At 39.3% G+C, this 23,005-nt stretch carries 24 protein-coding genes; 5 read left to right on the top strand and 19 right to left on the bottom strand.

Going from position 1 to position 23,005, the window contains the following annotated elements:
• Positions 1 to 13: 13 nt before the first annotated feature.
• The 12 genes from NGC85_RS06720 to NGC85_RS06665 form a co-directional block, all read right to left on the bottom strand.
• Positions 14 to 1,345 carry a carbohydrate porin gene (locus tag NGC85_RS06720; protein ID WP_254805287.1) on the bottom strand — a complete coding sequence of 444 codons (1,332 nt, stop codon included), beginning with the start codon at positions 1,343 to 1,345 and terminating at the stop codon, positions 14 to 16.
• Between the two features lie 18 nt (positions 1,346 to 1,363).
• A complete protein-coding gene (locus tag NGC85_RS06715; RefSeq protein WP_254805286.1) occupies positions 1,364 to 2,824 on the bottom strand; it encodes a nitrous oxide reductase family maturation protein NosD in 1,461 nt (486 codons plus the stop codon).
• 19 nt (positions 2,825 to 2,843) lie between these two features.
• Positions 2,844 to 3,683, bottom strand: a complete 840-nt coding sequence (gene aroD, locus NGC85_RS06710; RefSeq protein WP_254805285.1) for a type I 3-dehydroquinate dehydratase — start codon at positions 3,681 to 3,683, stop codon at positions 2,844 to 2,846.
• A gap of 68 nt (positions 3,684 to 3,751) precedes the next feature.
• The gene (gene pcaG / locus NGC85_RS06705) at positions 3,752 to 4,381 is read right to left on the bottom strand and encodes a protocatechuate 3,4-dioxygenase subunit alpha (RefSeq protein WP_254805284.1); all 630 of its coding nucleotides are present in this window, start codon (positions 4,379 to 4,381) and stop codon (positions 3,752 to 3,754) included.
• Between the two features lie 12 nt (positions 4,382 to 4,393).
• On the bottom strand, positions 4,394 to 5,119 hold the full coding sequence (gene pcaH, locus NGC85_RS06700; protein ID WP_254805283.1) for a protocatechuate 3,4-dioxygenase subunit beta: 726 nt from the start codon (positions 5,117 to 5,119) through the stop codon (positions 4,394 to 4,396).
• 10 nt (positions 5,120 to 5,129) lie between these two features.
• Positions 5,130 to 5,543 carry a 4-carboxymuconolactone decarboxylase gene (gene pcaC / locus NGC85_RS06695; protein ID WP_254805282.1) on the bottom strand — a complete coding sequence of 138 codons (414 nt, stop codon included), beginning with the start codon at positions 5,541 to 5,543 and terminating at the stop codon, positions 5,130 to 5,132.
• A 24-nt stretch (positions 5,544 to 5,567) separates the two neighbouring features.
• The gene (locus NGC85_RS06690) at positions 5,568 to 6,920 is read right to left on the bottom strand and encodes an MFS transporter (protein WP_254805281.1); all 1,353 of its coding nucleotides are present in this window, start codon (positions 6,918 to 6,920) and stop codon (positions 5,568 to 5,570) included.
• A 42-nt stretch (positions 6,921 to 6,962) separates the two neighbouring features.
• A complete protein-coding gene (gene pcaD / locus NGC85_RS06685) occupies positions 6,963 to 7,748 on the bottom strand; it encodes a 3-oxoadipate enol-lactonase (protein ID WP_254805280.1) in 786 nt (261 codons plus the stop codon).
• Positions 7,745 to 9,100 (bottom strand): 3-carboxy-cis,cis-muconate cycloisomerase, encoded by a 1,356-nt coding sequence (pcaB, locus tag NGC85_RS06680; protein ID WP_254805279.1) that lies wholly within the window; start codon positions 9,098 to 9,100, stop codon positions 7,745 to 7,747. Before pcaB ends, pcaD begins: the two co-directional genes overlap by 4 nt.
• An 8-nt stretch (positions 9,101 to 9,108) precedes the next feature.
• Positions 9,109 to 10,317: a 3-oxoadipyl-CoA thiolase gene (gene pcaF, locus NGC85_RS06675; RefSeq protein WP_254805278.1), complete on the bottom strand. Its 1,209-nt coding sequence runs from the start codon at positions 10,315 to 10,317 to the stop codon at positions 9,109 to 9,111.
• A gap of 86 nt (positions 10,318 to 10,403) precedes the next feature.
• Entirely contained in the window at positions 10,404 to 11,057 is a 654-nt protein-coding gene (locus tag NGC85_RS06670; RefSeq protein WP_254805277.1) for a 3-oxoacid CoA-transferase subunit B, read from the bottom strand.
• An 11-nt stretch (positions 11,058 to 11,068) separates the two neighbouring features.
• Entirely contained in the window at positions 11,069 to 11,755 is a 687-nt protein-coding gene (locus tag NGC85_RS06665; RefSeq protein ID WP_254805276.1) for a 3-oxoacid CoA-transferase subunit A, read from the bottom strand.
• Between the two features lie 246 nt (positions 11,756 to 12,001).
• Here NGC85_RS06665 and pcaU point away from each other — a divergent pair, with 246 nt between their 5' ends.
• The 5 genes from pcaU to NGC85_RS06640 all read left to right on the top strand — a co-directional run bounded on the left by pcaU (position 12,002) and on the right by NGC85_RS06640 (position 15,349).
• A complete protein-coding gene (gene pcaU, locus NGC85_RS06660) occupies positions 12,002 to 12,826 on the top strand; it encodes an IclR family transcriptional regulator PcaU (protein WP_254805275.1) in 825 nt (274 codons plus the stop codon).
• A 298-nt stretch (positions 12,827 to 13,124) separates the two neighbouring features.
• A complete protein-coding gene (locus tag NGC85_RS06655) occupies positions 13,125 to 13,691 on the top strand; it encodes a nuclear transport factor 2 family protein (protein ID WP_254805274.1) in 567 nt (188 codons plus the stop codon).
• Between the two features lie 36 nt (positions 13,692 to 13,727).
• The gene (locus NGC85_RS06650; RefSeq protein WP_254805273.1) at positions 13,728 to 14,096 is read left to right on the top strand and encodes a roadblock/LC7 domain-containing protein; all 369 of its coding nucleotides are present in this window, start codon (positions 13,728 to 13,730) and stop codon (positions 14,094 to 14,096) included.
• Positions 14,097 to 14,145: 49 nt separating this feature from the next.
• Positions 14,146 to 14,643 (top strand): chalcone isomerase family protein, encoded by a 498-nt coding sequence (locus NGC85_RS06645; protein WP_254805272.1) that lies wholly within the window; start codon positions 14,146 to 14,148, stop codon positions 14,641 to 14,643.
• A gap of 13 nt (positions 14,644 to 14,656) precedes the next feature.
• The gene (locus tag NGC85_RS06640) at positions 14,657 to 15,349 is read left to right on the top strand and encodes a response regulator transcription factor (RefSeq protein WP_005053467.1); all 693 of its coding nucleotides are present in this window, start codon (positions 14,657 to 14,659) and stop codon (positions 15,347 to 15,349) included.
• A gap of 3 nt (positions 15,350 to 15,352) precedes the next feature.
• Here the strand turns inward: NGC85_RS06640 and NGC85_RS06635 are convergent, their stop codons facing one another.
• The 7 genes from NGC85_RS06635 to NGC85_RS06605 are packed head-to-tail and all read right to left on the bottom strand — an operon-like array spanning position 15,353 to position 22,848.
• Positions 15,353 to 16,681: a HAMP domain-containing sensor histidine kinase gene (locus NGC85_RS06635; RefSeq protein ID WP_254805271.1), complete on the bottom strand. Its 1,329-nt coding sequence runs from the start codon at positions 16,679 to 16,681 to the stop codon at positions 15,353 to 15,355.
• Positions 16,682 to 16,710: 29 nt separating this feature from the next.
• A complete protein-coding gene (locus NGC85_RS06630) occupies positions 16,711 to 17,760 on the bottom strand; it encodes a cyclopropane-fatty-acyl-phospholipid synthase family protein (protein ID WP_254805270.1) in 1,050 nt (349 codons plus the stop codon).
• A gap of 9 nt (positions 17,761 to 17,769) precedes the next feature.
• Positions 17,770 to 18,549 (bottom strand): DUF1295 domain-containing protein, encoded by a 780-nt coding sequence (locus NGC85_RS06625; protein WP_254805269.1) that lies wholly within the window; start codon positions 18,547 to 18,549, stop codon positions 17,770 to 17,772.
• A gap of 33 nt (positions 18,550 to 18,582) precedes the next feature.
• A complete protein-coding gene (locus NGC85_RS06620) occupies positions 18,583 to 19,782 on the bottom strand; it encodes a cyclopropane-fatty-acyl-phospholipid synthase family protein (RefSeq protein WP_254805268.1) in 1,200 nt (399 codons plus the stop codon).
• A complete protein-coding gene (locus NGC85_RS06615; protein ID WP_254805267.1) occupies positions 19,757 to 20,572 on the bottom strand; it encodes a DUF1365 domain-containing protein in 816 nt (271 codons plus the stop codon). The genes NGC85_RS06620 and NGC85_RS06615 overlap by 26 nt, the downstream gene beginning before the upstream one ends.
• 15 nt (positions 20,573 to 20,587) lie before the next feature.
• On the bottom strand, positions 20,588 to 21,862 hold the full coding sequence (locus NGC85_RS06610) for an NAD(P)/FAD-dependent oxidoreductase (RefSeq protein ID WP_169109872.1): 1,275 nt from the start codon (positions 21,860 to 21,862) through the stop codon (positions 20,588 to 20,590).
• Positions 21,862 to 22,848, bottom strand: coding sequence for an acyl-CoA desaturase (locus NGC85_RS06605; protein WP_254805266.1), 987 nt, complete (start codon positions 22,846 to 22,848; stop codon positions 21,862 to 21,864). Before NGC85_RS06605 ends, NGC85_RS06610 begins: the two co-directional genes overlap by 1 nt.
• Between the last annotated feature and the right edge of the window lie 157 nt (positions 22,849 to 23,005).

Below are 23,005 nucleotides of genomic sequence, written 5' to 3'. Positions count from 1 at the left end.
GTCATACTCCTTATTAGAAATTCACGCGCATGCTTAAACCTGCAACCCAAGCATCATCGACCTCTTTAACACCCGCCGGTTGATGAATATATTGTAGGTTTGGTCTGAGCATCACCGCAGGTGACCATTGATAGGTATAGTTCAATTCGACATTAAGCTCATCACGCTGCACAGGAACATAATCTGCTGCAAAGGCATCATACTGGTCGTAACCACGACTGGTATTGAGAGCAACTTGACGATCTTTATAACGATCATTGACTAGATAGTTTGCAACACCAAAACCAATTGAATCGTTTGGACGGCTATCAAAGGGTCCTTTGTACCACAGCGCAAGTTGTTGTGTACTTTGTACTGCTGTCGTCTCTTTATCATTTACAACTACATTAAAGCTGACATATAAACCACGTTTAGGATCATTTTCTTTTTGGCTTAATTGTTGTTGTGCATTCAGCCAAAAACTGTTTTTGCTATCGTGGACTTTACCTAGAGTGGCAATATCATTCGCTTCTGCTGTTGAATACAAAGCACCTAACTTATATTCACCTGCTAATCCATTGAACGCTGCCAACTTAGGTCGCCAAGCCAGTTCCACAGGAATTGTTGCGCCTTTGACATTGTCCATATCCAAGTTAAAACCATCATTTTTCCCAGTTTTAACATTGTCAGGATTTACTTCATATACGCCCACACCAAGTGTCCATTCTGGTGCAAATTGATATTTGACATTGGTACCCCATAGACCTACAGGTAAGTTATACCAAATCGAACCAATGGATTTTCCGAGCTGTCCGCCACAGAGTAATAAATTTTGAAATTCACATTGGGAACTATTGAAGTCATCAGACATACCCATACGACCAATCTTGAATTGAACCGTGTTATCCGCGAAACCTTTTTTGACCCAAGCTTGCGTTAAGCGCCAGATTTTGCCGCGTCCATAGATTTCTTGGCTATTTCCCAAAGCACTTGAACGTGGATCTTTAATGCGATCCAAAGTTAAGGCATTACCATCACGTTTGGTGATTAAGATGTTGGCGCTTGTGTTTTCCCAACCTGCAATTTTTTCTAAGTCAAAATTTGCACCTAAAGATAATTGCGTTGCATTTTTAAAGGCATTGTCATCGTTATAGCCACCATCTAAATTGGTGGCTGATTGACTCATAATCGCTGCAGTAAATTTATAACCGTCTTTTTCTAACTGTTGACGTTGTCCATTCCAATCACCTAGTAACCATTGTCGATCTTGAGACCAAGCTTGATTTTGGTCAGCGAAGCTATGTTGGGCTGCACAGATCGCAATCGCTAAACAGCTCATTTTGATCATTAAAGTGTTTGTATTCATATCAAAGCCTCCATGCTTCTATTTAAATTTTACTGCTGAGCTGAGTTCAGAAGTTGCACCTAAATGATCTGTAACATTTGCGGTCACACTTGCGACTTTTGATGTAGGCTTATAAGAAACTTTTGCAATACCCTCTGCATTGGTCACAGCAACAATCGAACCTAAATAAAATTCAGCTTCATTTGCATTTGCTGATGAGTTTCCAAACAATTCAACTTGATAACGCTGATTTGGTTGTCCTTTTATCTCAACAGCAATTTGACCTTTAGATAGGCTCAATGCCGGTGCCTGAATGCCTTGATTTGGTTGCTGATTGCAACCTTGTTGATTCGGCTGTAGACAAGTTTTTTGCAAGTTTGCTGGATCAATTTTGACACCGTGTCCACGAGACCCAACAAAATGCGCATGTTCTAAGCCCGGAACATCAAAAACAATTGCGCCTAAACGTTGATTTGGAACACAACTCCCACCTGCCTCACAGCGTTTAATATCTTTGGCGTTATCCCAAATTAGATTTTTAGTCAGTGTGATATGTGCATTGGCATCTTTTTCAGAACGAATGGCAATTCCCACTCGGTTACCATGCACTTTATTGCTATCGAAAATATTGCCATCGCCCGTTAGATTAAAACCATTCGAGTTATTGGTTAGTTCGTTATAAGCGATATAGTTACGTTTGCCCCAGTTAATCTGCAAACCATCTGAATAATTTTCAAATTTGTTGCCGACCACAGCATTGTCATTTCCCCACAGAATCTCAATACCTTGTGATGGTTCAGGATTTGCGGAAGTTGAAATAAAATGGTTGTTGGCAACAAGATTGAATGCTGCTCCGCGGGTTAATTCCAAACCATCGCCATTGTCTTGGAAATAATTATCTAAAACCTTGTTGTTATTGGTGGTAGTTGCTGTTGGATTGCCTTTACCATCATCACCCGTCAACATCACACCCGCGCCACCATAGTTGTGCATAATGCGGTTATGTTGAATCAAGTTGTTGCTGGCACGATTCATCAAGATACCGATACAAAAATGACGAATTTCTAAACCTTGGATGGTCACACCATTAATGTCACGTAAAACGATACCCGGTAAAGTCGTAGTACGCACATTGGTTCCAAACTGCCCCTCTACCGCTCCCGGACAGGCCTCAACACCACGACCTTTAATATAGTTTGAACCATCTACTGCGACAAACTCACCTGTTTTTGCCCATTGTGTGCCGATGATTTTGACAGGTGCTTTAATTTCAGGAAGTGGGCTATTGACTTTGATTGCATACGGCGCTTGACCAACTGCTTGAATCAAAATTTCACTGGCTTCCGTTGGTTTGGTATTGGCTTGTTCAATCGCCCAACGCAGTGAACCTTTTTCAGAATCATCCTGATAACGATCAACTACATAAGTTTCAGCTGCTGCTAAACCTGATACTGCTAAACCGATTGCAAGCGCACTTAAACGCAAAGAAACTACTTTCATTTTTAAAATCCTTTTTCAATTATTGTGTTGGTTGAACTGTTTTTAAGAACTGTTTCAGTTGGGTCACATCAATTTGACCGGGTGCTGATGCTTCACCAATCATGCCGAAGCTAAAGCTACCGCCCATATTTGCAGTTGCAATTCTTGAAATTGTGCCTAGTTTGCCCATAGACATGGTCAGCAATGGTTTTTTAGATTGTTGGCTGACTTTTAATGTCGCATTCATCAAGGTGAAAACATCTTGTTTGCTTTGTGGCATCACTGCGATTTTTAAAATATCCGCACCTAGCTGATCTTGTTTCAATAAACGTTTAACGATTTCATCTTCACTTGGAGTCTTCTGGAAATCGTGATTTGACATCACAATTAGTACTTTTTTGTCATGCGCCAATTTGACTGTATTCTTAACCACCTGCTGATCTCGGAACATTTCCACATCAAGCATGTCCATAAAAGGCTGTTTTAAATAAGCTTGATAGGTCTTGCCATAATCAGCATCACTGATGGTAAGTTTTCCACCTTCGTTGTGAGTGCGAATAGTTGCAATCATTGGTTTAGTAGCTAGAATCTTTTTTAATTCATGTCCTAATGCAATCACTTGTTTGCTATCAGCAGCAAAATCTAATAAATCAATCCTAAACTCTGCTAAATCAGCATCTTGATTGGCAGCAATCACTTTTGCTTGAGCAATCGCTTGTTCTTTAGTTTTTGCAGTAATGGGTACAATTGTTTTAACAGGTAATTGTGCCAGTGCTGAAAGTTCAATCTTTTTTTGAACATTTTCTTGGGCTTGTACCATTTGAACCGTAAATAAAGGGCTAACAAGCAGTGTTAATGCTGCCAGTGTTTTCATTTTCATCATCATCTTCCTTAATGGATTGCCTGTCTTTCCCAAGAGCAAGCAATCATTCGTTATGCACTTAAAATTTAAATATCAAAAAACACAGTTTCATCTTCGCCTTGAATACGAATATCAAAGCGATACACCACTTCACCATCCACTTCTATGCGTTTGGCAATTAAGGTTTGACGACGTGTCGCCCATTCAATACTGTTTAGAATCGGATCATTCGCATTCGCTTCCACTTCATCCTCGAAGTAAACACGAGTATGCAAACCAAGATTGATACCACGCGCAAAGACAACCACTGCAATATGCGGCGCTTGTGTTGTACCTTTACGACCTGCTACAGCACCCGGTTTAATGGTGTTGAAACTCCAAAAACCTGTTTCAAAGTTTGCCCCTGTACGTCCCCAACCTAAAAAATTTGGATCAACTGTTTTGCCTTGAGTATCAGCTTGACTTGGGTAAACACCGTTGGCATCGGCTTGCCAGATTTCTAACAACACATCTCGTAATGGCAAGCCAAGTCCATCAAATACTTGTCCTTCAAGGCGAATACGTTGACCTTGCGTTTTTTCACTCACCAACTGATTGTTAAAATTGTGTTCAAACACCTCAATATTGGCTTGCTGTGGTAACAAACCAATATGTACATAAGGGCCGCCTGTTTGTGATGGGGTTTCTTTCAATTCCTGAAAATTCCACGCGTTCATTGTGTTACTCCCTTAAGTCAAATCATTTTCAAAATAAGTCGCACGACGACCACGAAGATGAATATCAAAGCGGTAACAACGGCTGTCAGCTTCAATGAAATTATTTTTATCTTCCAATGCGATCAAGGCACGACGTTGATCTTCAGATGGAATGGTTTTTAAAATTGGGCAAGAATCAATTAAGGTATCGCCTTCAAAGTAGAACTGCGAAATCAAGCGCTGTGCCCAACCATCAGCGATCAAAGAAAAATGAACGTGCGCTGGGCGCCATTCATTGATACGGTTACGCCAAGGATATGGACCCGGTTTAATGGTACGGAAAATAAAGAAACCATTTTCATCAGTGAGCGTACGACCACAACCACCAAAGTTAGAGTCCATCGCACCAATAAACTTATCATTCGGATGACGGTAACGACCTGATGCATTGGCTTGCCATACTTCTAATAAGGCATTTTTAACAGGACGACCAAATTGATCACGCACATAACCATGCACAATGATTCGCTCACCAACAGGTAAACCATCTTTGGCATAGTTCAGAATCAAATCATTGTCTTTTGGGCCAAAAAGATTGGGTGAAAAATGTGGTGAGGTAACTTCCGTCAAGGTCTCGCTGATTGAAATCAATGCATTTTTTGGCGAACGTAGCACACTGGTTTTATAGCCTGGTGTATATGCTGGCGGATGATCATCCGTATTACGTTGTGCATATGCACCCAATGTATGAATTAACATACCTGTCTCCTTAATCCTGTGCTTGTTCCGAAATGGGTTGCACATCTATTCCAAGTTCTTTGAATACCTCTTCTGCCATATGCATTGCAGCATTCGCAGCGGGTAAACCTGCATACAAGGAACTATGCAAAATCAGCTCTTTCAGTTCGTCCTTAGTTACGCCGTTGTTAAAACAAGCACGTAAATGCATTCTGAGTTCATCTTCTCGCCCCAATGCCAACAAAATGGCAATGGTGACTAGACTACGGGTATGACGTGGTAAACCTTCGCGTGACCACACTTCACCCCAAGCAAATCGACTAATAAAGTTCTGAAAATCTTGGTTAAAGTCATTCAGGTTCTCTAAAGAACGCCCGACATGTTTTTCACCAAGCACTTCCGTACGAACTTTTAGCCCTTGTTGATAACGTTGTTCATCATTCATTGACGTTGTCCCTGATTATGAGAGTTAGGTCGCATCTGTATGCGCAACTAAAGATTTAACAAAAATCGCCACCGCAGCAGCCGTTGCTGGAATCATCAGTAAGCTAAGAATCGCCGTGAAAGACCAATCATTGCCCAACAGAACTGCACCAATCCAAGCACCAAACACTGCGCCAAATCGCCCAATTCCTGTCATCCAAGAAATACCTGTTGCCCGACATTGCGTTGGATAAAAGCGAGCACTTAAGGCTGGCATCGAAGACTGAGCCCCATTGATCGCAATACCCGCACATAACACTAAGAACGCCAATAAGGTTGGATTATTGAGACTTTGACCAACGGCAACTGCAAATACACCTGCAATAAAGTAGAACACTGAAATAATGCGATTTGGATTGAAACGATCCATTGCCCAGCCGATAAATAGCGCGCTAAGCACACCACCAAATTGAAATAAACCACCGATAAATGCAGCCCGTTCCATGGTTGCACCTGTTTCACGCATTAAAGTTGGTAACCAACTGGTCAAGAGATAAATCACGACCAAGCCCATGAAATAGGTCGACCACAATAAAATCGTGCCTTTGGCATATTGTTTTGAGAACAACATACCGAATACGTTTTTCTTTTCAGCTACCGCCGATTGTTCTTCTGGAATATGAAACTCGGTTACACCTTGAACTTGTTGAGGTGCAATACGGCTTAAAATTTTGCGAACCTTTCCTGGGTTTTTACCTTTTACGATCAAGAATCGATATGACTCTGGTAAGCAAAAAATCACTAAAAGCATTAAAATGAGTGGCGACCAACCACCTAATAAAAACAAACTGTGCCATCCAAATGTTGGGATCAACCAACTACTAATAAAACCACCTGTTGCCATACCCAAGTTATAGCCACAAAACATACAAGTGATCAGAAGTGAACGAATCCGATTTGGACAATACTCAGAGAATAAAGTCGTTGCATTTGGCATTGCAGCACCGAGTCCAATACCCGTTAAAAAGCGTAATACAACTAAACTATCTAAATGAGTTGCATAAGCAGATGCCAAAGTGAAACCACCAAAAACCAGCATCGAAATGGTTAAAACAATTTTCCGCCCGAAACGATCTGCTGTTGGGCCTGATACCAATGCACCAATAATCATGCCGCCAAGTGCAGCACTCATAACTGGCCCAAGTTGAGAACGATCAATTCCCCAATCTTGTGCTAATGCAGGTGCAATAAAACCCATTGCTGCTGTGTCGATCCCATCTACGAATACAATGAGAAAACAAATGATTGCAATCATCCATTGATACTTACTAATAGGTGCATCATTGATAAGTGACTGAGCATCCACACTGCTTTTTTGGGCAGCAAATTCCTGTGCCATAGTTGCCTCCTTGTAGGCGAATTCCTTTCTAACCCTGTTCGGTTATATCTTTTGAATAAACTTGGACAATGTTTGGTTGAACACTTGCGGTTGTTCAATATTCGATAAGTGCGAAGCTGCCAAGACTTCAAGCTGACTGTTTTTGATAGACTGATGCATGAATCCTGCATCTTGAACCGTTGTTACAGGGTCAAATTGACCTGCGATAATTAAAGTGGGAATTTGAATTTGATTCAGTTGATCGCGTAAATCGGCATCAGCCAAAGCTCGACAAGCATTCGCATAACCTTGTGATGGTGTTAAAGCTAAACTTTGAATAGTTTTTTGTGCCAATACGTCATGGGCATAATCAAAATACTCACTAAACCAACGTGTATGAGTGGTTTTAACAAGCTCTGCTAAACTCTGTTGTTCAACACTATTTGCACGACCATTCCAAGCTTCTGCCGTACCAATTTTTGCAGCCGAATTTGCAATTGTGACACTCAAAAAACGCTCTGCATAATGAATCGCAAGATACAAACCAGTGATCCCCCCCATTGAAATTCCGCAAAAATGGGCTTTGTCAATATTTAGGGCATCTAAGACATCTACAACATCTTCAGCAAGATTCGACAAGGTTGTCGTATCAATAACAGCACTTGCACCATGACCTCGTGTATCGTAAGTCACAACTTGATAATGCGCTGTGAATGCCGCAACTTGTGGTTGCCACATTCCATGATCAGTTCCAAGTGAATTGGAAAAGATAATGGCAGGTGCTCCTTTCTGCCCTTGAACTTGTACAGCAAGTTGATATCCTTGACGATTTTGAATATTGATCATCATTGTGAATCTCCTTGAGCTGCTTTGAGAACAGAATCAATTTGCATTTGGATATTACCTAAATAAGATTCAGGCTTAAAAAGCTCATCTAAAGCTTGTGCTGAAAAATGTTCTTTCACTTCATCTAGATTGGATAAAATATTTTTTAAATGTGTTTGTTGTGTAATTGCTTGTTGACATGCTTGCTCGACTAAATGATGGGCAGTCAAACGTCCAATCTTTCCTGCAAGTGACATCATCACGGCTTCAGCCATGATCAAACCTTGTGTAGATTCAAGATTGCGTTGCATCGCTTCAGGGTTAACCTGCATATTCTCAAGCACATCATTCGCACGTTCTAATGCACCAGCGCAAAGTTGAAAAATCTCAGGAATCGCTAACCATTCGGCATGCCAAGCACCTAAAGCACGTTCATGTTCTTGCACCATGCTTTGATAAATACTCGCCATTAGCGCAGGTACACGATTTGCCGCTGCAAGAATTGAAGCAGCTGCAACGGGATTTCGCTTATGTGGCATGGTAGATGAACCACCCCGACCTTTTGCCGTTGGCTCAAAAACTTCAGCAATTTCAGTCTGCATGAGTAATGACCAATCACGTGCGATCTTGCCTAAGTTGCCAACAATAATCGCAAGCACACTCGCAATCTCAACGATACGATCACGCTCACCATGCCATGTACATTCAGGTGTAGTCAGTTTTAATTCAATCGCAAAGGCTTGAACGACAGCAGAACCTTGATTTTGCAAAGATGCCAATGAACCGACCGCACCACCGAGTTGGGCAGTTAACACACGCTCTTTCATTGCTTGCAAACGATCAAGATCACGCTTTAATGCTGCTGCATAACGTGCAAATTTATGTCCTAAAGTAATTGGCAAAGCTTGCTGTAACCATGTTCGCCCAATCATCACTTGGTCACGGTAATGTTCAGCTTGTTTAAGTGAAATTTGATATGCAGATTGAAGTTGCTTTTCAATCAATACCAGCGCATCACGACATTGCAAAATCATTGCCGTATCAATGATATCTTGACTGGTTGCACCCCAATGTACGTATCGAGAGGCATCTTCATTCTGTTGTTTAACAATCGCGGTGAATTGTTTCACAAAGGGAATTGCAATATTCCCAGCTAAACCAGTTGCCACAACTAAGGTATCAAAATCAATCTGTGTTAAAGCAGATCGCCCAACCTGTTCGATGATCATCGCCATCTCACGAGGAATGAGATTGACCTGAGCCTGTGCTTTTGCCAAAGCCACTTCGGCTTGGATCATATAACTCAATAAAGATCGATCACTAAAAATAGCGGTGACGTCTGATTGATAAAACAAGCTGTCATATAACTGGCTCATTGCACACCTCACTCAACACGCTGAATAATCAAGGCAATGCCTTGACCCACGCCGATACACATCGAACACAAAGCATATTGTCCTTTGATCTGTTCAAGTTGGTTCAGTGCGGTGGTCACTAATCTCGCACCCGATGCACCCAGTGGATGACCTAAAGCAATTGCTCCACCATTTGGATTGATACGCGCATCATCATCTGCCAAACCTAAATCACGAGTCACAGCTAATGCTTGAGCTGCAAATGCTTCGTTCAACTCAATCACATTCATCTGTTCTAAGGTCAGATTGGCTTGTTTGAGTAACTTTTTGATTGCAGGTGCAGGTGCAAAACCCATAATGCGGGGTTCAACACCCACCGTAGTGGCGGCAATGATTTTGGCACGTGGTTTAAGTTGGTATTGAGCAACCGCGTCATCTGAAGCGATCAATAGTGCTGCTGCACCATCGTTAATGCCTGAAGCGTTACCCGCAGTCACTGTACCGTCTGCTTTCACCACACCTTTGAGTTTCGTTAATGCTTCAATGGTGGTCGATGCACGTGGGTGTTCATCGGTATCGACAACGACCGCATCACCTTTACGTTGAGGGATGCTCACGGGCACGATTTCATTTTTAAAAAAGCCTTTGGCTTGTGCTGCTGCAGTCCGTTGTTGGCTGTTTAGGGCAAACTGGTCTTGATCAATACGATTGATATTAAATTGCTCTGCCACGTTCTCCGCAGTCTGTGGCATGGTGTCTACACCATACATTTCTTTCAGTTTTGGATTGATAAAACGCCAACCCATGGTGGTGTCTTCGATTTTTTGGCTACGACCAAAAGCACTGTCCGATTTACCCATCACATAGGGTGCACGGCTCATGCTCTCAACACCACCTGCAATGATGAGATTTGCTTCACCTGATTTAATCGCACGCGCTGCCATGGCAATCGCATCTAAAGATGAACCACAAAGACGGTTCACTGTGGTTGCAGGAACTTGGTACGGTAAACCTGCGAGTAGAGCTGACATACGACCGACATTACGATTGTCTTCACCCGCTTGGTTAGCGCAACCATAGATCACATCATCCACTTGTTGCCAATTGACCATTGAATTACGTTGCATTAAGGCTTGAATCGGAACAGCCCCAAGGTCATCAGCACGGACAGGTGCTAAGCCACCTGCATAACGTCCGAATGGAGTGCGAATCGCATCAATGATATAAGCGTTTTTCATATATTTTCCCTTAAAAATCTCCCCTAACCCCTCTTTGTAATGAGGGGAACTACTCCCTTTAAAAAAGGGAGGTTGGGAGGGATTAATTATCCTTGCGTCGCATCAATCAATTGAGCACCCGTCAAAGCCTGCAGCTCTTCAAAGCTTAGACCATCCACTTTCTCAATCACTTTTAAACCTTCTGCGGTCACATCAATCACACATAGATCGGTATAAATACGATCGACACATTTCAAACCCGTGGCTGGATAACTCAGTTCTTCAACAATCTTAGGTTCACCTTGTTTGGTGATATGATCGGTGGTGATAAAGACTTTTTTTGCACCTACTGCTAAGTCCATTGCACCACCCACAGCAGGAATCGCATCGGCTGCACCTGTATGCCAATTGGCAAGATCACCGTTAGCTGCGACTTGGAATGCACCGAGTACCGCAATATCTAAATGACCACCACGCATCATGGCAAATGAATCCCCGTGATGGAAAAAGCTTCCACCTGTGAGCATGGTCACATACTCTTTGCCTGCATTAATCAGTTCAGGATCTTCTTCACCTTTGGCTGGTGCTGGGCCAAATGCCAATAAACCATTTTCAGAATGCAGAAAGACATCTTTATCCGCAGGTAAGTAATTTGAAATCTTGGTCGGTAAGCCAATGCCTAAATTGACATAGGCACCATCAGGGATATCTTGTGCAACACGTTCTGCAATTTGGTCACGGCTGAGTTTTTGATAGCTCATTGTTATTCTCCTTATTGCACAGCGACAGGTGATGTTGCTTCAACAGCAACCACATGCTGAACAAAAATCCCTGGGGTAATAATATGTTCAGGATCAAGCTGACCGAGTTCAACCACTTCAGAAACTTGAGCAATAGTGACATCCGCAGCCATGGCCATGATCGGTCCAAAGTTACGTGCAGATTTATTGAAAACTAAATTGCCCCAACGATCGCCCTTGTAAGCTTTGATCAAGGCAAAATCAGCTTTGATTGGATATTCAAGAACGTAGTCTTTACCATCGATATGACGAGTTTCTTTACCTTCTGCCAATAACGTTCCAAAACCAGTCGGCGTAAATACAGCACCTAAACCCATACCAGCAGCTTGAATACGGCAAGCGAGATTACCTTGTGGCACCAGTTCTAGTTCAATTTTGCCAGCATGGTAGAGTTCATCGAACACCCATGAATCAGATTGACGAGGGAAAGAGCAGATGATTTTACGGACTGCGCCAGTTTTTAGGAGTTTGGCAAGACCATAATCGCCATTGCCTGCATTGTTATTGACGATGATAAGGTCTTTGACACCAAGTTCAATCAGACCATCGATGAGTTCAGCTGGTTGTCCTGCAGTTCCAAAACCACCAATCATGATGGTCGAGCCATCTTTAATTTGGGATAAAACCTCAACCAATGAGGCTGTACTCTTATCAATCATCTGACTACTTCCTGTATTAAGAATCACTCAATTTTCATCCAGAAAATCGATGAAATTAAACTGAGTGTTTTATTCGGATTTCTTCTATTTATTCTTGATGACTTTTGATTTTAGTTCTACTGAATGAAAGCTATTTTGTTCGATTATTAATTTTAAAGTTCGATGATCGAACATAATCCAAGTAAATTAGTCATATTTCATTTAGAATAATTTTGACCCAAGGGATTTTGAGTAGAGTTATTGGTTATGGAAAATAATCCAGACAAAAATTTGAGACTTATTCATCACACTGAAAATAAAAAAATCATTCGGCATGAAGACTTTATCGCTGGAATCGCCAAAGGTTTAAGCATTTTGGAATGCTTTGGACCTGAGCGGCATCGTTTAAATATCAGTACTGCAGCAGAAAAAACTGGGATGACTCGTGCAGCAGCTAGACGACATTTACTCACATTGGAGTACTTAGGCTATTTAGAATTTGATGGACATTATTATTATCTAACCCCAAAAATCCTAAAATTTTCAGGTGCTTATTTAGATGGATCACCGCTCCCTAAAATTTGTCAGCCTTTGCTTAATCTGTTAACCAACCAAACTTCTCTAATTTATTCAGTTATGGTTTTAGATGGGTACGAAGCGATTACGATTGCACGTAGTGCTGCGCATCAACAAACTGATCGAGTAAATCCATACGGATTGCACTTAGGGAATCGCCTACCAGCCCATGCAACTTCTGCGGGTAAAATATTATTGGCACACTTAGATTCAGAGGCACAAAAACAATGGTTAGAACAATACCCTCTTAAACGTTTAACCAAATATACGCATACAGACACTGAGATATTTTTAGCATTATTGCATGATATTAAAGAACAAGATTGGTGTTATTCATGTGAGGAACACGAACTCGGTGTACATGCGGTTGCTGTTCCAATTTATGATTCCAATGCTACTGTCGTTGCCGCATTGAATATTGTATCCCCCACTATGCGTACCACAAAAGACTATTTAATTACTCACATTTTACCTTTGCTACAAGAAACAGCTAGAGATCTACGCCAAGTTATTTAGTTTAGAGTTTATTGCATTATATTTGTTCAAATATTTATGTTGTGGTTTATTGACTTTTAAAATACATCAATATGCTGCAATTGGTGAATCATTACGCTGTTTTACAGAAGCAAGCTTATCAAGAGTTTCTAAAAACTACAGAATAATATTATTCAATACTAAATCAATATCTTAAGAGTCACCATATACTGGATTTTTTGTTATATTTCATCGGTAAAAAAACTGTAGTTTTTCAAGTTCACGTCATATTCACGGCCTAGCATCTAATATCAAATTAACATGTAATTGGATGATAAATATGACACTCTTAAAAACTCTAGCAATATCAACTCTTACCTTTATTTCGCTCGTCGGATGTAAAAGCGTGCCAAGTTATACATCTGATTATCGTGAAGCAGATAAAAATATAACGGGTGTGACTCTCGATCATGAAAAGGCACAAATGATTGGTAATCGTTTTGTGAATGCCTTTAATACATTAGGTACACCAGATTTTGTTAAAAATGCCAGTGAATTATATGCAGATCGTCTATTTATCAACGACACACTTTCTCAATTTTCAAATAAACAAGACCTAATCAAACACTTTGAAGGCATGAATAAACGTGTGAGTAATGTTACGGTTAAACTTGTAAGCGCTACACATCAACGTGACTCTGCTTATATTCATTGGTATATGGCATATGACTTTAAAATGTTTGGTCGAACCAAATCTATGGCTTCATATGGTGTCACTCAAATGAAAATAAACGGTTCGAATCAAATCATTTTCCAACAAGATTATTGGGATCCAGCGAATGGTTTGTATCGCTCATTACCATATGTCGGAAGTGGTTATTCTATGATCTTACCGTTCAAAAAATAGTTTAAAATTCAGCCCTCTTTAAGCAGAAAATAAATTATGGAAATCAATTTATTATCAAAGCAATTAAAACGGATTAAGGGTTTAATTGTTTTAGCGCTGATCGATGCCTATGATGGTTCGATCCTCGAATATTTTGGTGATGAATTTTTCAATATTGATTTAGCTGCTGCTGAAGGGGCAAATTTACTCAGTTATCAAAGACAATTGATGTCTGAGCTTGATTCAAATGATTACTTAGAAGGTTTTTTGGTCACGATGCGTGATCTATATCATATCGTGACGCCATTGGAAACCAATCATACCCTTTTCCTTTATGCTGTTTTAGATCGTACCGACACAAATCTTGCTTTCGCACGGTATGAGATACAGCAAGTTGAACGAAACCTTAATTTCTACACCTATTAAGCTCAGTATGAATAAGGTTAGATTTACATTTGAAAACTGAGGATTTGTTATGTTTTACCATAGAAAAATCATAGTGCTCTCAAGTGTGCTATTTCTCTCTCTCACAACAAATCTTAGTCATGCAAGCACTCAATTTTGTAAAAATGCGCCGATTATCGTGACTAAAAAGAATGTAGGTACAGTCAGTTATTATGCTAGTGACTGTGGTCAAAAATGGGATAGTCAAGATATACAGCTCGATTTCATGTATACACGTGATATTCCAGAATGGGCTTTTAAAAGAGCAGCCACTCATTTCCTTAAGAAAAATATCAGCAATTTTACGGATAATTCTGCTTTAAATAAAATTACATCTTTATATAAGCCTGTCCGTAAAGGTGATCTATACTCATTAAAATATAGTCATTCCAATCAAACACTTTCCCTATCGCTAAACCAAAAATCACTCGGTGCAATCACCGATCAACAATCTAATCAGTATTTCAAAATTTGGTTTGGAAGTTCGCCATTTAATGCTAAATTAAAGCAACAATTACTAAATCAATAACTTGAAATTTATTATGAGCAATCAATTTATCCTTATGGTTGAAGATCACTATGAACTTGCGGCGACCGTATGCGAGTTTTTAGAGCAACATGGTTTTGTGATTGATCATGCTCGTAATTTAGATGCAGCTCGTAATTTTTTAAAAAACCAGCCTTATCATTTACTTTTATTAGACATCAACTTACCTGATGGCTCAGGTTATGATCTTTGCGAATGGTTGAGAAACGACCAAGGAAAAGATATTCCTGTGCTCATGCTAACTGCAAGAGATACTTTAGATGACAAATTAAAAGGTTTTGTTGCGGGTACAGATGATTATCTCGTTAAACCGTTTGACTTCAATGAATTAGTGATGAGAATCAAAGCATTAATCAAACGTTCATTAGGCGAGGTTTCAAACAATAAAATTCAAATCCATGACCTAATTTTAGATAGTTCCACACAAACCATTATTCGTGCAGGTCAACAGATTGATTTACCACGCATTCAATTCAAACTTTTAAAAATATTAATGAGAAACTCACCAAAAGTAATTACTAAGCAAGAAATTATTATTGAACTTTGGGGAGACGAAGAACCTGAAAGTGATGCATTACGTAGCCATATTTATAACTTACGAAAAATGGTCGACAAGCCATTTGAGCAGAAACTCATCCACACGGTTTCTGGTGTCGGGCTGAAAGTCGCACTTGAAGGACAGAGCTAAAAGTTAATTCATATAAACGACAACGATTAGACCTGTAGTATTTTCAAGTGCAAGATATTTATGGCTGCTGAGATAATATTGACGATCAAATAATTCAACTCGCCAGCCTAATTGTTTACAGAGTTTTTGAACAAGCTGCAAACCAATCCCATGTCCTTTGGCATTTAGCTGCAATTTGGTCGTGCTTAATTCTTTATTCTTTGATTCATTTGGCATCTCAATGCCAATCCCATTATCCGCAATTACAATACTATTTTTTCTTTGGATAATATGGATATGTGTCCCTTGAGAATAATTGAGAGCATTACGTAAAATATTGCTGAGCACCATTTTCGTCATAGATGAGTAAATGACCCTAGGAAATTCTTGGATATCATATTGGACGAATATATCAATTCCTTTTGTTTGACTGACTGGTTCCAAATCACTAACTAAATCACGAATAATGATTGATAAAAGCATCTGTTCAGCAGTCAAGGTATTGGTTGTATTTCTAGCAATTGCCAACAATGTATCAACTAATAATTGCATATCATCGATGGTATTTGAAATACGATTGAAGGATTTATCCTCACCATATTTTGCCTGACAAAGTTGAATATTCCCTTTTAGAATCGTGAGTGGCGTTCTAAGTTCATGACTTACGTCGCCCGTAAATTCTCTTTCTCGATTAATAAATTCAGTGAGGACTTGATGGTATTTCTCCAGTGCTTGTTTTAAATATTCAGCTTCCATATTGCCATTGGTATTTATATCTTTAAAAGGTGATGCTTCTATATTTTGATGTGCCCAATCAATATGTTCCAACGCATTTGCTAATCGTGTAATCGGTGAAAAGTAACGCTTAGCACGGCGATTTGACCACCACAAAATGCTATATAGCACAATTAAGCTGAACATAAGCGGTGCTAGGCCAAACATCCAAACAATTTTATTAACGTTGCTTTCACCAAACACAAGCAATACATGCTGTCCGTTTTGTTCGCCATATACGGTCATACGGTCTTTGCCATCAACAAATATTCTGTGAACACCCTGTTTTAAAACTTGATGTTTAAATGCTGAAGGCGGATTTTCACTCTTCCAACGATAACCATATAAATTTTTAGTATCTGGAAGATCTGCATTTGGATCGCGCTCAACACGTATCCAATAATGCTCCATCTCTTGTTCAAGTGCAGTTTTAAGTAAAGAACCTTTAATCACCCATGCACTACACGCAATTCCAATAATAATTGAAAGTGCAATCAGCCCAATTTGCAGCCAATAATGGCGATTGAATATTTCACCCAATGGGTGATTTTGCTCGCCATTTTTATTGCGTGTAAACATAGGCTAATCTTCACTAAAGAGTAATTAAATTATACGCTTTTCTTTTTGAACAGGAAGTGACCAACCACCCACTCTTGTCCCTGTTCAAATCCAAATAACTCAGCACAAGCCATAAAGAATATACGCCAACGTTGCCACCATGCATCTGCATCTTGTGCATAGACTTGTTCAAACAAAGGTTTTAACTCATCAGCATGGCGATCCATATTTTCTAACCAAGCATTAGATGTTTTTTCATAATGTGTGCCTGACCATTGCCAATGTTGAGCAAGTTCTAAATGATCTTGAAAATGTAAAAATGTAGACGTTGACGGCATCAAACCACCCGAAAAAAAGTAACGGGACATCCAGTCATATTCGCTTTTGATTTCAAAAGGATAGTGTAAGAAGCGATGACAGAAAATATGACACCACAACATACCATCCTCTTTAAGCCAAGACTGAATTTTCTCAAAGAGTTTCTGATAATTTCTAACGTGTTCAAACATTTCCACTGAAACTACGCGATCGAACGTATTTGTTTTCAATTCAAGTACATTGACATCACAAGTTATGATTTCAATATTGTTCAAATTACGTTTTTCAGCTTCAGCTAAAATATGCTGACGTTGAGTTGCCGAATTTGAAACACCTGTGATCTTCGCATTTGGATAACGCTCAGCCATCCATAGGGTAAATGATCCCCAACCACAGCCCAATTCTAAAATCTCTTGACCATCCAGTAACTGTGCACGATCACTATATATTTGCAATGCAAATTCTTCGGCTTCATCTAAGGTGGTGTGGTCATGTGGAAAGAAACAGGCACTATATTTCAAACGTTTCCCTAGTACAGCCTGAAAGAAAGCAGTCGGCAACTCATAATGTTGCTCATTGGCTTTGTCTGTTTCAATCGCAATCTCGCTATGCTTCAACATATTGAGCACGTCCATATAACGCTGTGCACCTTGCTCAGGATCATAACGTCCTTCTTGGATCAAACGCTTTTTACTCAATGCACGGATTGCTGCACGAATCGCCTGATCTGGAACTAAACCGCTTTCAACGAGTTTTAAAGATTTTTGAATAATAAAGTCCATGTGCAGTACCTACTGTTTGGGTTTCCACGGAATAAACATTGAAGTTCGTTTTTGATAATCGAGATAATTTTGGCCTCGATTGTTTAATGCTTGTTGCTCACTAAATGGAATACCCGTGATGTAATACAAGAATAGCCACATCAAAATTGGATAAATCCACAAGCTTAATAATCCTGCTGCTAATCCTATGATGGGATAAGCAAACCAATGCAGCCATTCAAAGAAGTAGTTTGGATGCCTTGAATACTTCCACAGACCTTGATCCATTGTTTTGCCATGATTATTGGGATTCTGCTTGAACCGATATAATTGTTGATCTGCAACCGTCTCGCCAACGAATGCAAGAAACATAATCAAACCTGCAATAATCAAATAATCATTGGTATCCATGCTCCAAGACATACTTGGTACATTGAGCAAACTCCACATCGGAATGCTAAATAAAATGGCTAATCCAGCCTGAAATATGAAAAATAGAAAAAAACCAAAATGTTGATATTTGCCCATCGCTCTGCGCATATTGGCATATCGACGATCTTCTTCATGCTCAGCTAAATAACGACGCAATAGATGTAAAGTTAGACGCAAGAACCATATGGCACTGAATATGCCGAGAAACAATCTGACATTTAACGGAGCGATTTCAACAAATAATGCTGTAATGGCAATGTTGAGAACAATACAGAAACTCCATGCGACATCTACGATACCAGCACGATGGTTCACTGTTGCCCACAACCAACAAAGCGTCATCACTGCGGCATCAAGTAAAAACAATTGCCATATCATAACTGCCTCCTTGATGCTTAAAATAATTAGGAATTAATAAGGACTCGCTTCAAATAAAAGGTGTACATCGCTGATCACCCCTTCTTTAAAGCCACCTTCGCAATAGCAAAGATAGAAATCCCACATTCGAATAAAGTTTTCATCGAATCCCAAAGCCAAAACTTGTTCTTTGGCATTTAAGAAACGCTCACGCCATTGATGAATTGTCTCAGCATAGCTCAAACCAATATCTTCAAGATGTTTTAAGCGTAACTGTTGTTCGGATGCAGCTTGAGTTAAAACGCTGATACAAGGAATAAAGCTACCAGGAAAAATATAACGTTTAATATAATCCACGGTATTCAAGGCTTTTTTATAACGTGCATCTTCAATCGTTATGGCTTGAATCAATCCCAAACCGTTCGGTTTTAATAAAGATCGGCATTTATTAAAGTAAGTCGATAGGTATTGCTCACCCACAGCTTCGATCATTTCAATCGAAACCAACTTATCGAATTTGCCTTCTAACAATCGGTAATCTTTGAGCTGAACATTGACACGATGACTGAGACCCGCATCAGCGATACGTTTGGTTGCTTCATCGTATTGTGCTTGAGAAATGGTGATCGTGGTCACTTTACAGCCATAATGCTGAGCAGCGTAGATCGCAAATCCTCCCCAACCACTGCCGATCTCAACCAAGTGATCCATCGGTTTGAGCTGTAATTTCTGACAAATCAGTTCTTTTTTATAATCAGAAGCTTCTTCTAGAGTCATATCTTTGTGCTTATATACTGCACTGGAATACATCATTGAAGAATCAAGAAAGAGTTTGAAAAAGTCATTGCTCAGGTCGTAATGCTCTGCAATATTTTTTCGACTTCCTGACAATGAATTTTTACGTGTTTTGTACCAAGCTTTTAATACAAGTTGGCTGGCTTGAGAAATCACATTCTGATTAATCTTATCAAGCACATGACGGTTTCTCGCCAAAATTTGAATGACTTCAACGAGATGTTCACTGCTCCAATAGCCGCGAATATAACCTTCAGCCGCACCAAGTACACCGTTTTTAAAAATGAGATCGATCAATTCTTTATTATGAATCTCTATCGTAGCTTCTAAATCTGAAAGCTCTCCCACGGTACCATTCCATTCTCCACGAAAATGAATTTGACCATGACGAAGTTTGAGCAAGCTCCGAAGAACTAAAGGCAGTGAATCGTGTTCACCGAAAATAAGCGTTTTCATCATGTTGTTTTAAATCCTTATCTTTTTTAGGGTGCCGATAAAATGGAACTTTCTTTCGCCATAGATGAAAAGCTTGAAGGTAGATCGAAGCTAACATCTTGAAAGGTTCAAAGATATGATGAATAGCATAACGATTCAGTTGTGAAGGAACTGTGATGCTGGTTAAAGTGAAACGCATCGTTGCATCAAAGATAAATTTATCTGATTGATAAAGCTGCATATGAATCACATTTTGTTCATCTGAAAAGTTAAAGCACCATTTATAGTGAAGATCCATTGGCATAAATGGAGACACATGAAAACTCTTTTCAAATTCGAACTCATAACCTTTGAAATGACTGTGCTCTTTTAATTTTTGACGGCAGTCATGCACATAAACTTTACGTTCATTCCAAGGGGTATTGGTGATTTCACTCAATATGAAAACAGGTTGTTTTTGAGGATTGAGTACAAAATAAAAGATGACTGAATTAAAACTAAATCCTAAAGTTCTTGGCAATGCGAGCACACGAATTTCTGATTGAGTCGATAAAATCGTGTCCACTTGCTGCAAAAGGATTTTCTTAATTCGTTCTCTAATCGAACCTGTATAGCCTTTTAGAAAATCATTTTCATAAAGATTTAAGATATTCCAACGCGAAGTTGAACAAAGCCATGAACGATCTAGGTTTTGATCGATACAATCTGGATCAAAACATAAATAGCTCAAACTAGACTGAAAATCGTGTGCTTTGGGATGAAAGCGCCGATGTCTAATCTGAGCCTTGGCTATGGAAAGTGAATCTTCAAACATGTGATCACCTCCAAATTAGTCATTAAGTTTTAATAGCGCATCTACTACACGTTGAGCACTTCTCGCTCCATCTTCATGAAAGCCCCAACCCCAATATGCCCCACAGAATGAACTGCGGTTTTGACCATTAATCAGCTCCCAACGCGCTTGTGACTCAATTGCTTTTTTATCAAAAACAGGATGACGATAATGACGTTCGACATAAATCTTATCTTTCGCAATCGGCATATTCGGATTCAATGTAGAAAATACCTGCGTTGTACACGGTAGATTCTGTAAGGTATTCATCCAGTAGGTAAATCCATAGTGTACTTGAGGAGGATTGCTATTTTTTTGAGATTTTTCTTGGGCAGTGACATGCACATGCCAACTCGCCCATTGAGACTGACGCTTCGGCATAATCGAAGTATCATGATGTACCACCATAAAGTTATCTTGATAATCAAAACAACCTAATACATTTCGCTCATCTGCCGAAGGATTTTGAATCAGCTTTAATGTGTCATCAGCATGACTCGCAAACACAACCCAATCAAAAGTTTCTTGCTCTTGATTCGTGACAATATGAACTAATTCGTTTTCACGAATCACTTGTTGAACTTGCGCTTTTTTCCAAATAATCGATGGACAAGCTTTTTTAATCGCTCGTATATAAGAAGCTGAACCACCTTGTACTGTTTGCCATTGTGGTCGATCAGCCAACTGCAACATACGATGATGTTGAAAGAAACTGACCACAAATTTGTAGGGTATCTTCCCAACTTGATCAACTGGACTTGACCACAGTGCGCCGCACATTGGATAGAGATGTTCTTCTCTAAAAACCTGAGAGTAGTCATTTCGATTTAGATAATCGTCAATACTTAACTCAGCATCACATTGATCCACGACAACATCTTTATTCTCCTGATAAAACCTGATCAAATCAGACAGCATCAATCGAAAGTTCTTATTTAAAAAATTTTGTGGGCGAGTCAATAATGACCATTTTTTAGATGGATTGTACTGTAGACCAGTGACCTGATTATTAACAGAAAAACTCATATCACTATTCTGTGCTTGGACACCCAGTTCAGCAATCATTGCGCTGAATAAAGGATAGTTATAGTCATTAAATACAATAAATCCACTGTCCACTGCGACATTTTGATCATCGATCCAAAGATCATGCGTGTCGGTATGTCCTCCAAAATAATTTTCTTTTTCAAAGATAGTGACTTGATGCTGCTGTGATAATTTCCATGCAGCATACATACCTGAAATGCCAGAGCCTACGATTGCAATCTTCATCAAGACTCCTCAGTTTGAATTTTATTTCTGTTCATTTTTAGATTTAATTGATGGCTTTTATTTGCATCATAAATACGTTGCGGTACAGGTTTGATCGCCCAAACTAAACCTAAATAAGACATGATTTTTAAAATGTAATAAGTAATATCAATTTGCCACCAAAAGAAACCTTGTCGAGTGCTGCCCGCATAGTAATGATGGTTGTTATGCCAACCTTCACCTAATGTAATAATGGATAAAAATAAGTTATTGCGACTGTTGTCGTTAGTCTCAAAATCTCGACTTCCATACAGATGAGCAAGAGAGTTAATACATAAAGTTGCATGGATCAATAAAACGGTTGAAACCACAAAACCCCAAACCAATAGTTGCAAACCCGATGTACCTAAACTCGGATAAGCAGCAGCTAACCACTCACCCAAACCATAAATTGATAAAGCAGTCAGTAATACCACGGGTAAACTAAAACGATCTAACCATACAATTTCAGGAAACTTTAACCAATCTTTGATGACCTCTTTTCTTGTCGTAAAGTTTTGGTCATTTAAAAACCATCCGATATGGCTGTACCAAAATCCATGTGTAGATGAATGTGGGTCTTGTTCAGTATCAGTGAACCGATGATGATAACGATGATGAGCTGCCCACCATAACGGACCACGCTGTGCACTCATTGTGCCAATAAGTAGGAAAAAAAACTGAACTGGTCGTGAAGTTTGAAAGGTTTTATGTGAGAGATAACGGTGAAAGAACCCTGTAATTGCAAACATTCTAATCAAATAAAAAGCAAACATAAATATAACTGCAAACCATGAAACCCCGACCCAAAAAACAGCCAGACAGGCAATATGCAGCAAAATAAACGGAATAATTCTCAACCATTGAATTTGAGTATCTTTGATGGCTATTGAACTTTCAATTTCATTTGATTTAGACGCATTGGGAATTGACCAACTATCTATCCATCGCAGAAAAAATTTAAACATTGATTCTTCCTGACCCATCTCTTTTTATAATTATCATAGTAGTAAATTTAGTATGAAATTAATGTGAAGCGTTATTTTATTACCTACATCATATCTTTTATCATAAGATAAATTGTTTGTATAAACATAAATTTATTATTTTATTAGAGTCTAAATA

Origin of the sequence: Acinetobacter sp. Z1, from assembly GCF_024296945.1 — a bacterium.
Taxonomy (GTDB): domain Bacteria; phylum Pseudomonadota; class Gammaproteobacteria; order Pseudomonadales; family Moraxellaceae; genus Acinetobacter; species Acinetobacter beijerinckii.
This window is presented reverse-complemented; position numbering and strand designations above follow the sequence as displayed.

Excerpts from the sequence above, each read along its gene's own strand:
- NGC85_RS06720 (WP_254805287.1), bottom strand. The coding sequence starts at position 1,345 with ATGAATACAAACACTTTAATGATCAAAATGAGCTGTTTAGCGATTGCG.
- NGC85_RS06715 (WP_254805286.1), bottom strand. The coding sequence starts at position 2,824 with ATGAAAGTAGTTTCTTTGCGTTTAAGTGCGCTTGCAATCGGTTTAGCA.
- aroD (WP_254805285.1), bottom strand. The coding sequence starts at position 3,683 with ATGAAAATGAAAACACTGGCAGCATTAACACTGCTTGTTAGCCCTTTA.
- pcaG (WP_254805284.1), bottom strand. The coding sequence starts at position 4,381 with ATGAACGCGTGGAATTTTCAGGAATTGAAAGAAACCCCATCACAAACA.
- pcaH (WP_254805283.1), bottom strand. The coding sequence starts at position 5,119 with ATGTTAATTCATACATTGGGTGCATATGCACAACGTAATACGGATGAT.
- pcaC (WP_254805282.1), bottom strand. The coding sequence starts at position 5,543 with ATGAATGATGAACAACGTTATCAACAAGGGCTAAAAGTTCGTACGGAA.
- NGC85_RS06690 (WP_254805281.1), bottom strand. The coding sequence starts at position 6,920 with ATGGCACAGGAATTTGCTGCCCAAAAAAGCAGTGTGGATGCTCAGTCA.
- pcaD (WP_254805280.1), bottom strand. The coding sequence starts at position 7,748 with ATGATGATCAATATTCAAAATCGTCAAGGATATCAACTTGCTGTACAA.
- pcaB (WP_254805279.1), bottom strand. The coding sequence starts at position 9,100 with ATGAGCCAGTTATATGACAGCTTGTTTTATCAATCAGACGTCACCGCT.
- pcaF (WP_254805278.1), bottom strand. The coding sequence starts at position 10,317 with ATGAAAAACGCTTATATCATTGATGCGATTCGCACTCCATTCGGACGT.
- NGC85_RS06670 (WP_254805277.1), bottom strand. The coding sequence starts at position 11,057 with ATGAGCTATCAAAAACTCAGCCGTGACCAAATTGCAGAACGTGTTGCA.
- NGC85_RS06665 (WP_254805276.1), bottom strand. The coding sequence starts at position 11,755 with ATGATTGATAAGAGTACAGCCTCATTGGTTGAGGTTTTATCCCAAATT.
- pcaU (WP_254805275.1), top strand. The coding sequence starts at position 12,002 with ATGGAAAATAATCCAGACAAAAATTTGAGACTTATTCATCACACTGAA.
- NGC85_RS06655 (WP_254805274.1), top strand. The coding sequence starts at position 13,125 with ATGACACTCTTAAAAACTCTAGCAATATCAACTCTTACCTTTATTTCG.
- NGC85_RS06650 (WP_254805273.1), top strand. The coding sequence starts at position 13,728 with ATGGAAATCAATTTATTATCAAAGCAATTAAAACGGATTAAGGGTTTA.
- NGC85_RS06645 (WP_254805272.1), top strand. The coding sequence starts at position 14,146 with ATGTTTTACCATAGAAAAATCATAGTGCTCTCAAGTGTGCTATTTCTC.
- NGC85_RS06640 (WP_005053467.1), top strand. The coding sequence starts at position 14,657 with ATGAGCAATCAATTTATCCTTATGGTTGAAGATCACTATGAACTTGCG.
- NGC85_RS06635 (WP_254805271.1), bottom strand. The coding sequence starts at position 16,681 with ATGTTTACACGCAATAAAAATGGCGAGCAAAATCACCCATTGGGTGAA.
- NGC85_RS06630 (WP_254805270.1), bottom strand. The coding sequence starts at position 17,760 with ATGGACTTTATTATTCAAAAATCTTTAAAACTCGTTGAAAGCGGTTTA.
- NGC85_RS06625 (WP_254805269.1), bottom strand. The coding sequence starts at position 18,549 with ATGATATGGCAATTGTTTTTACTTGATGCCGCAGTGATGACGCTTTGT.
- NGC85_RS06620 (WP_254805268.1), bottom strand. The coding sequence starts at position 19,782 with ATGATGAAAACGCTTATTTTCGGTGAACACGATTCACTGCCTTTAGTT.
- NGC85_RS06615 (WP_254805267.1), bottom strand. The coding sequence starts at position 20,572 with ATGTTTGAAGATTCACTTTCCATAGCCAAGGCTCAGATTAGACATCGG.
- NGC85_RS06610 (WP_169109872.1), bottom strand. The coding sequence starts at position 21,862 with ATGAAGATTGCAATCGTAGGCTCTGGCATTTCAGGTATGTATGCTGCA.
- NGC85_RS06605 (WP_254805266.1), bottom strand. The coding sequence starts at position 22,848 with ATGTTTAAATTTTTTCTGCGATGGATAGATAGTTGGTCAATTCCCAAT.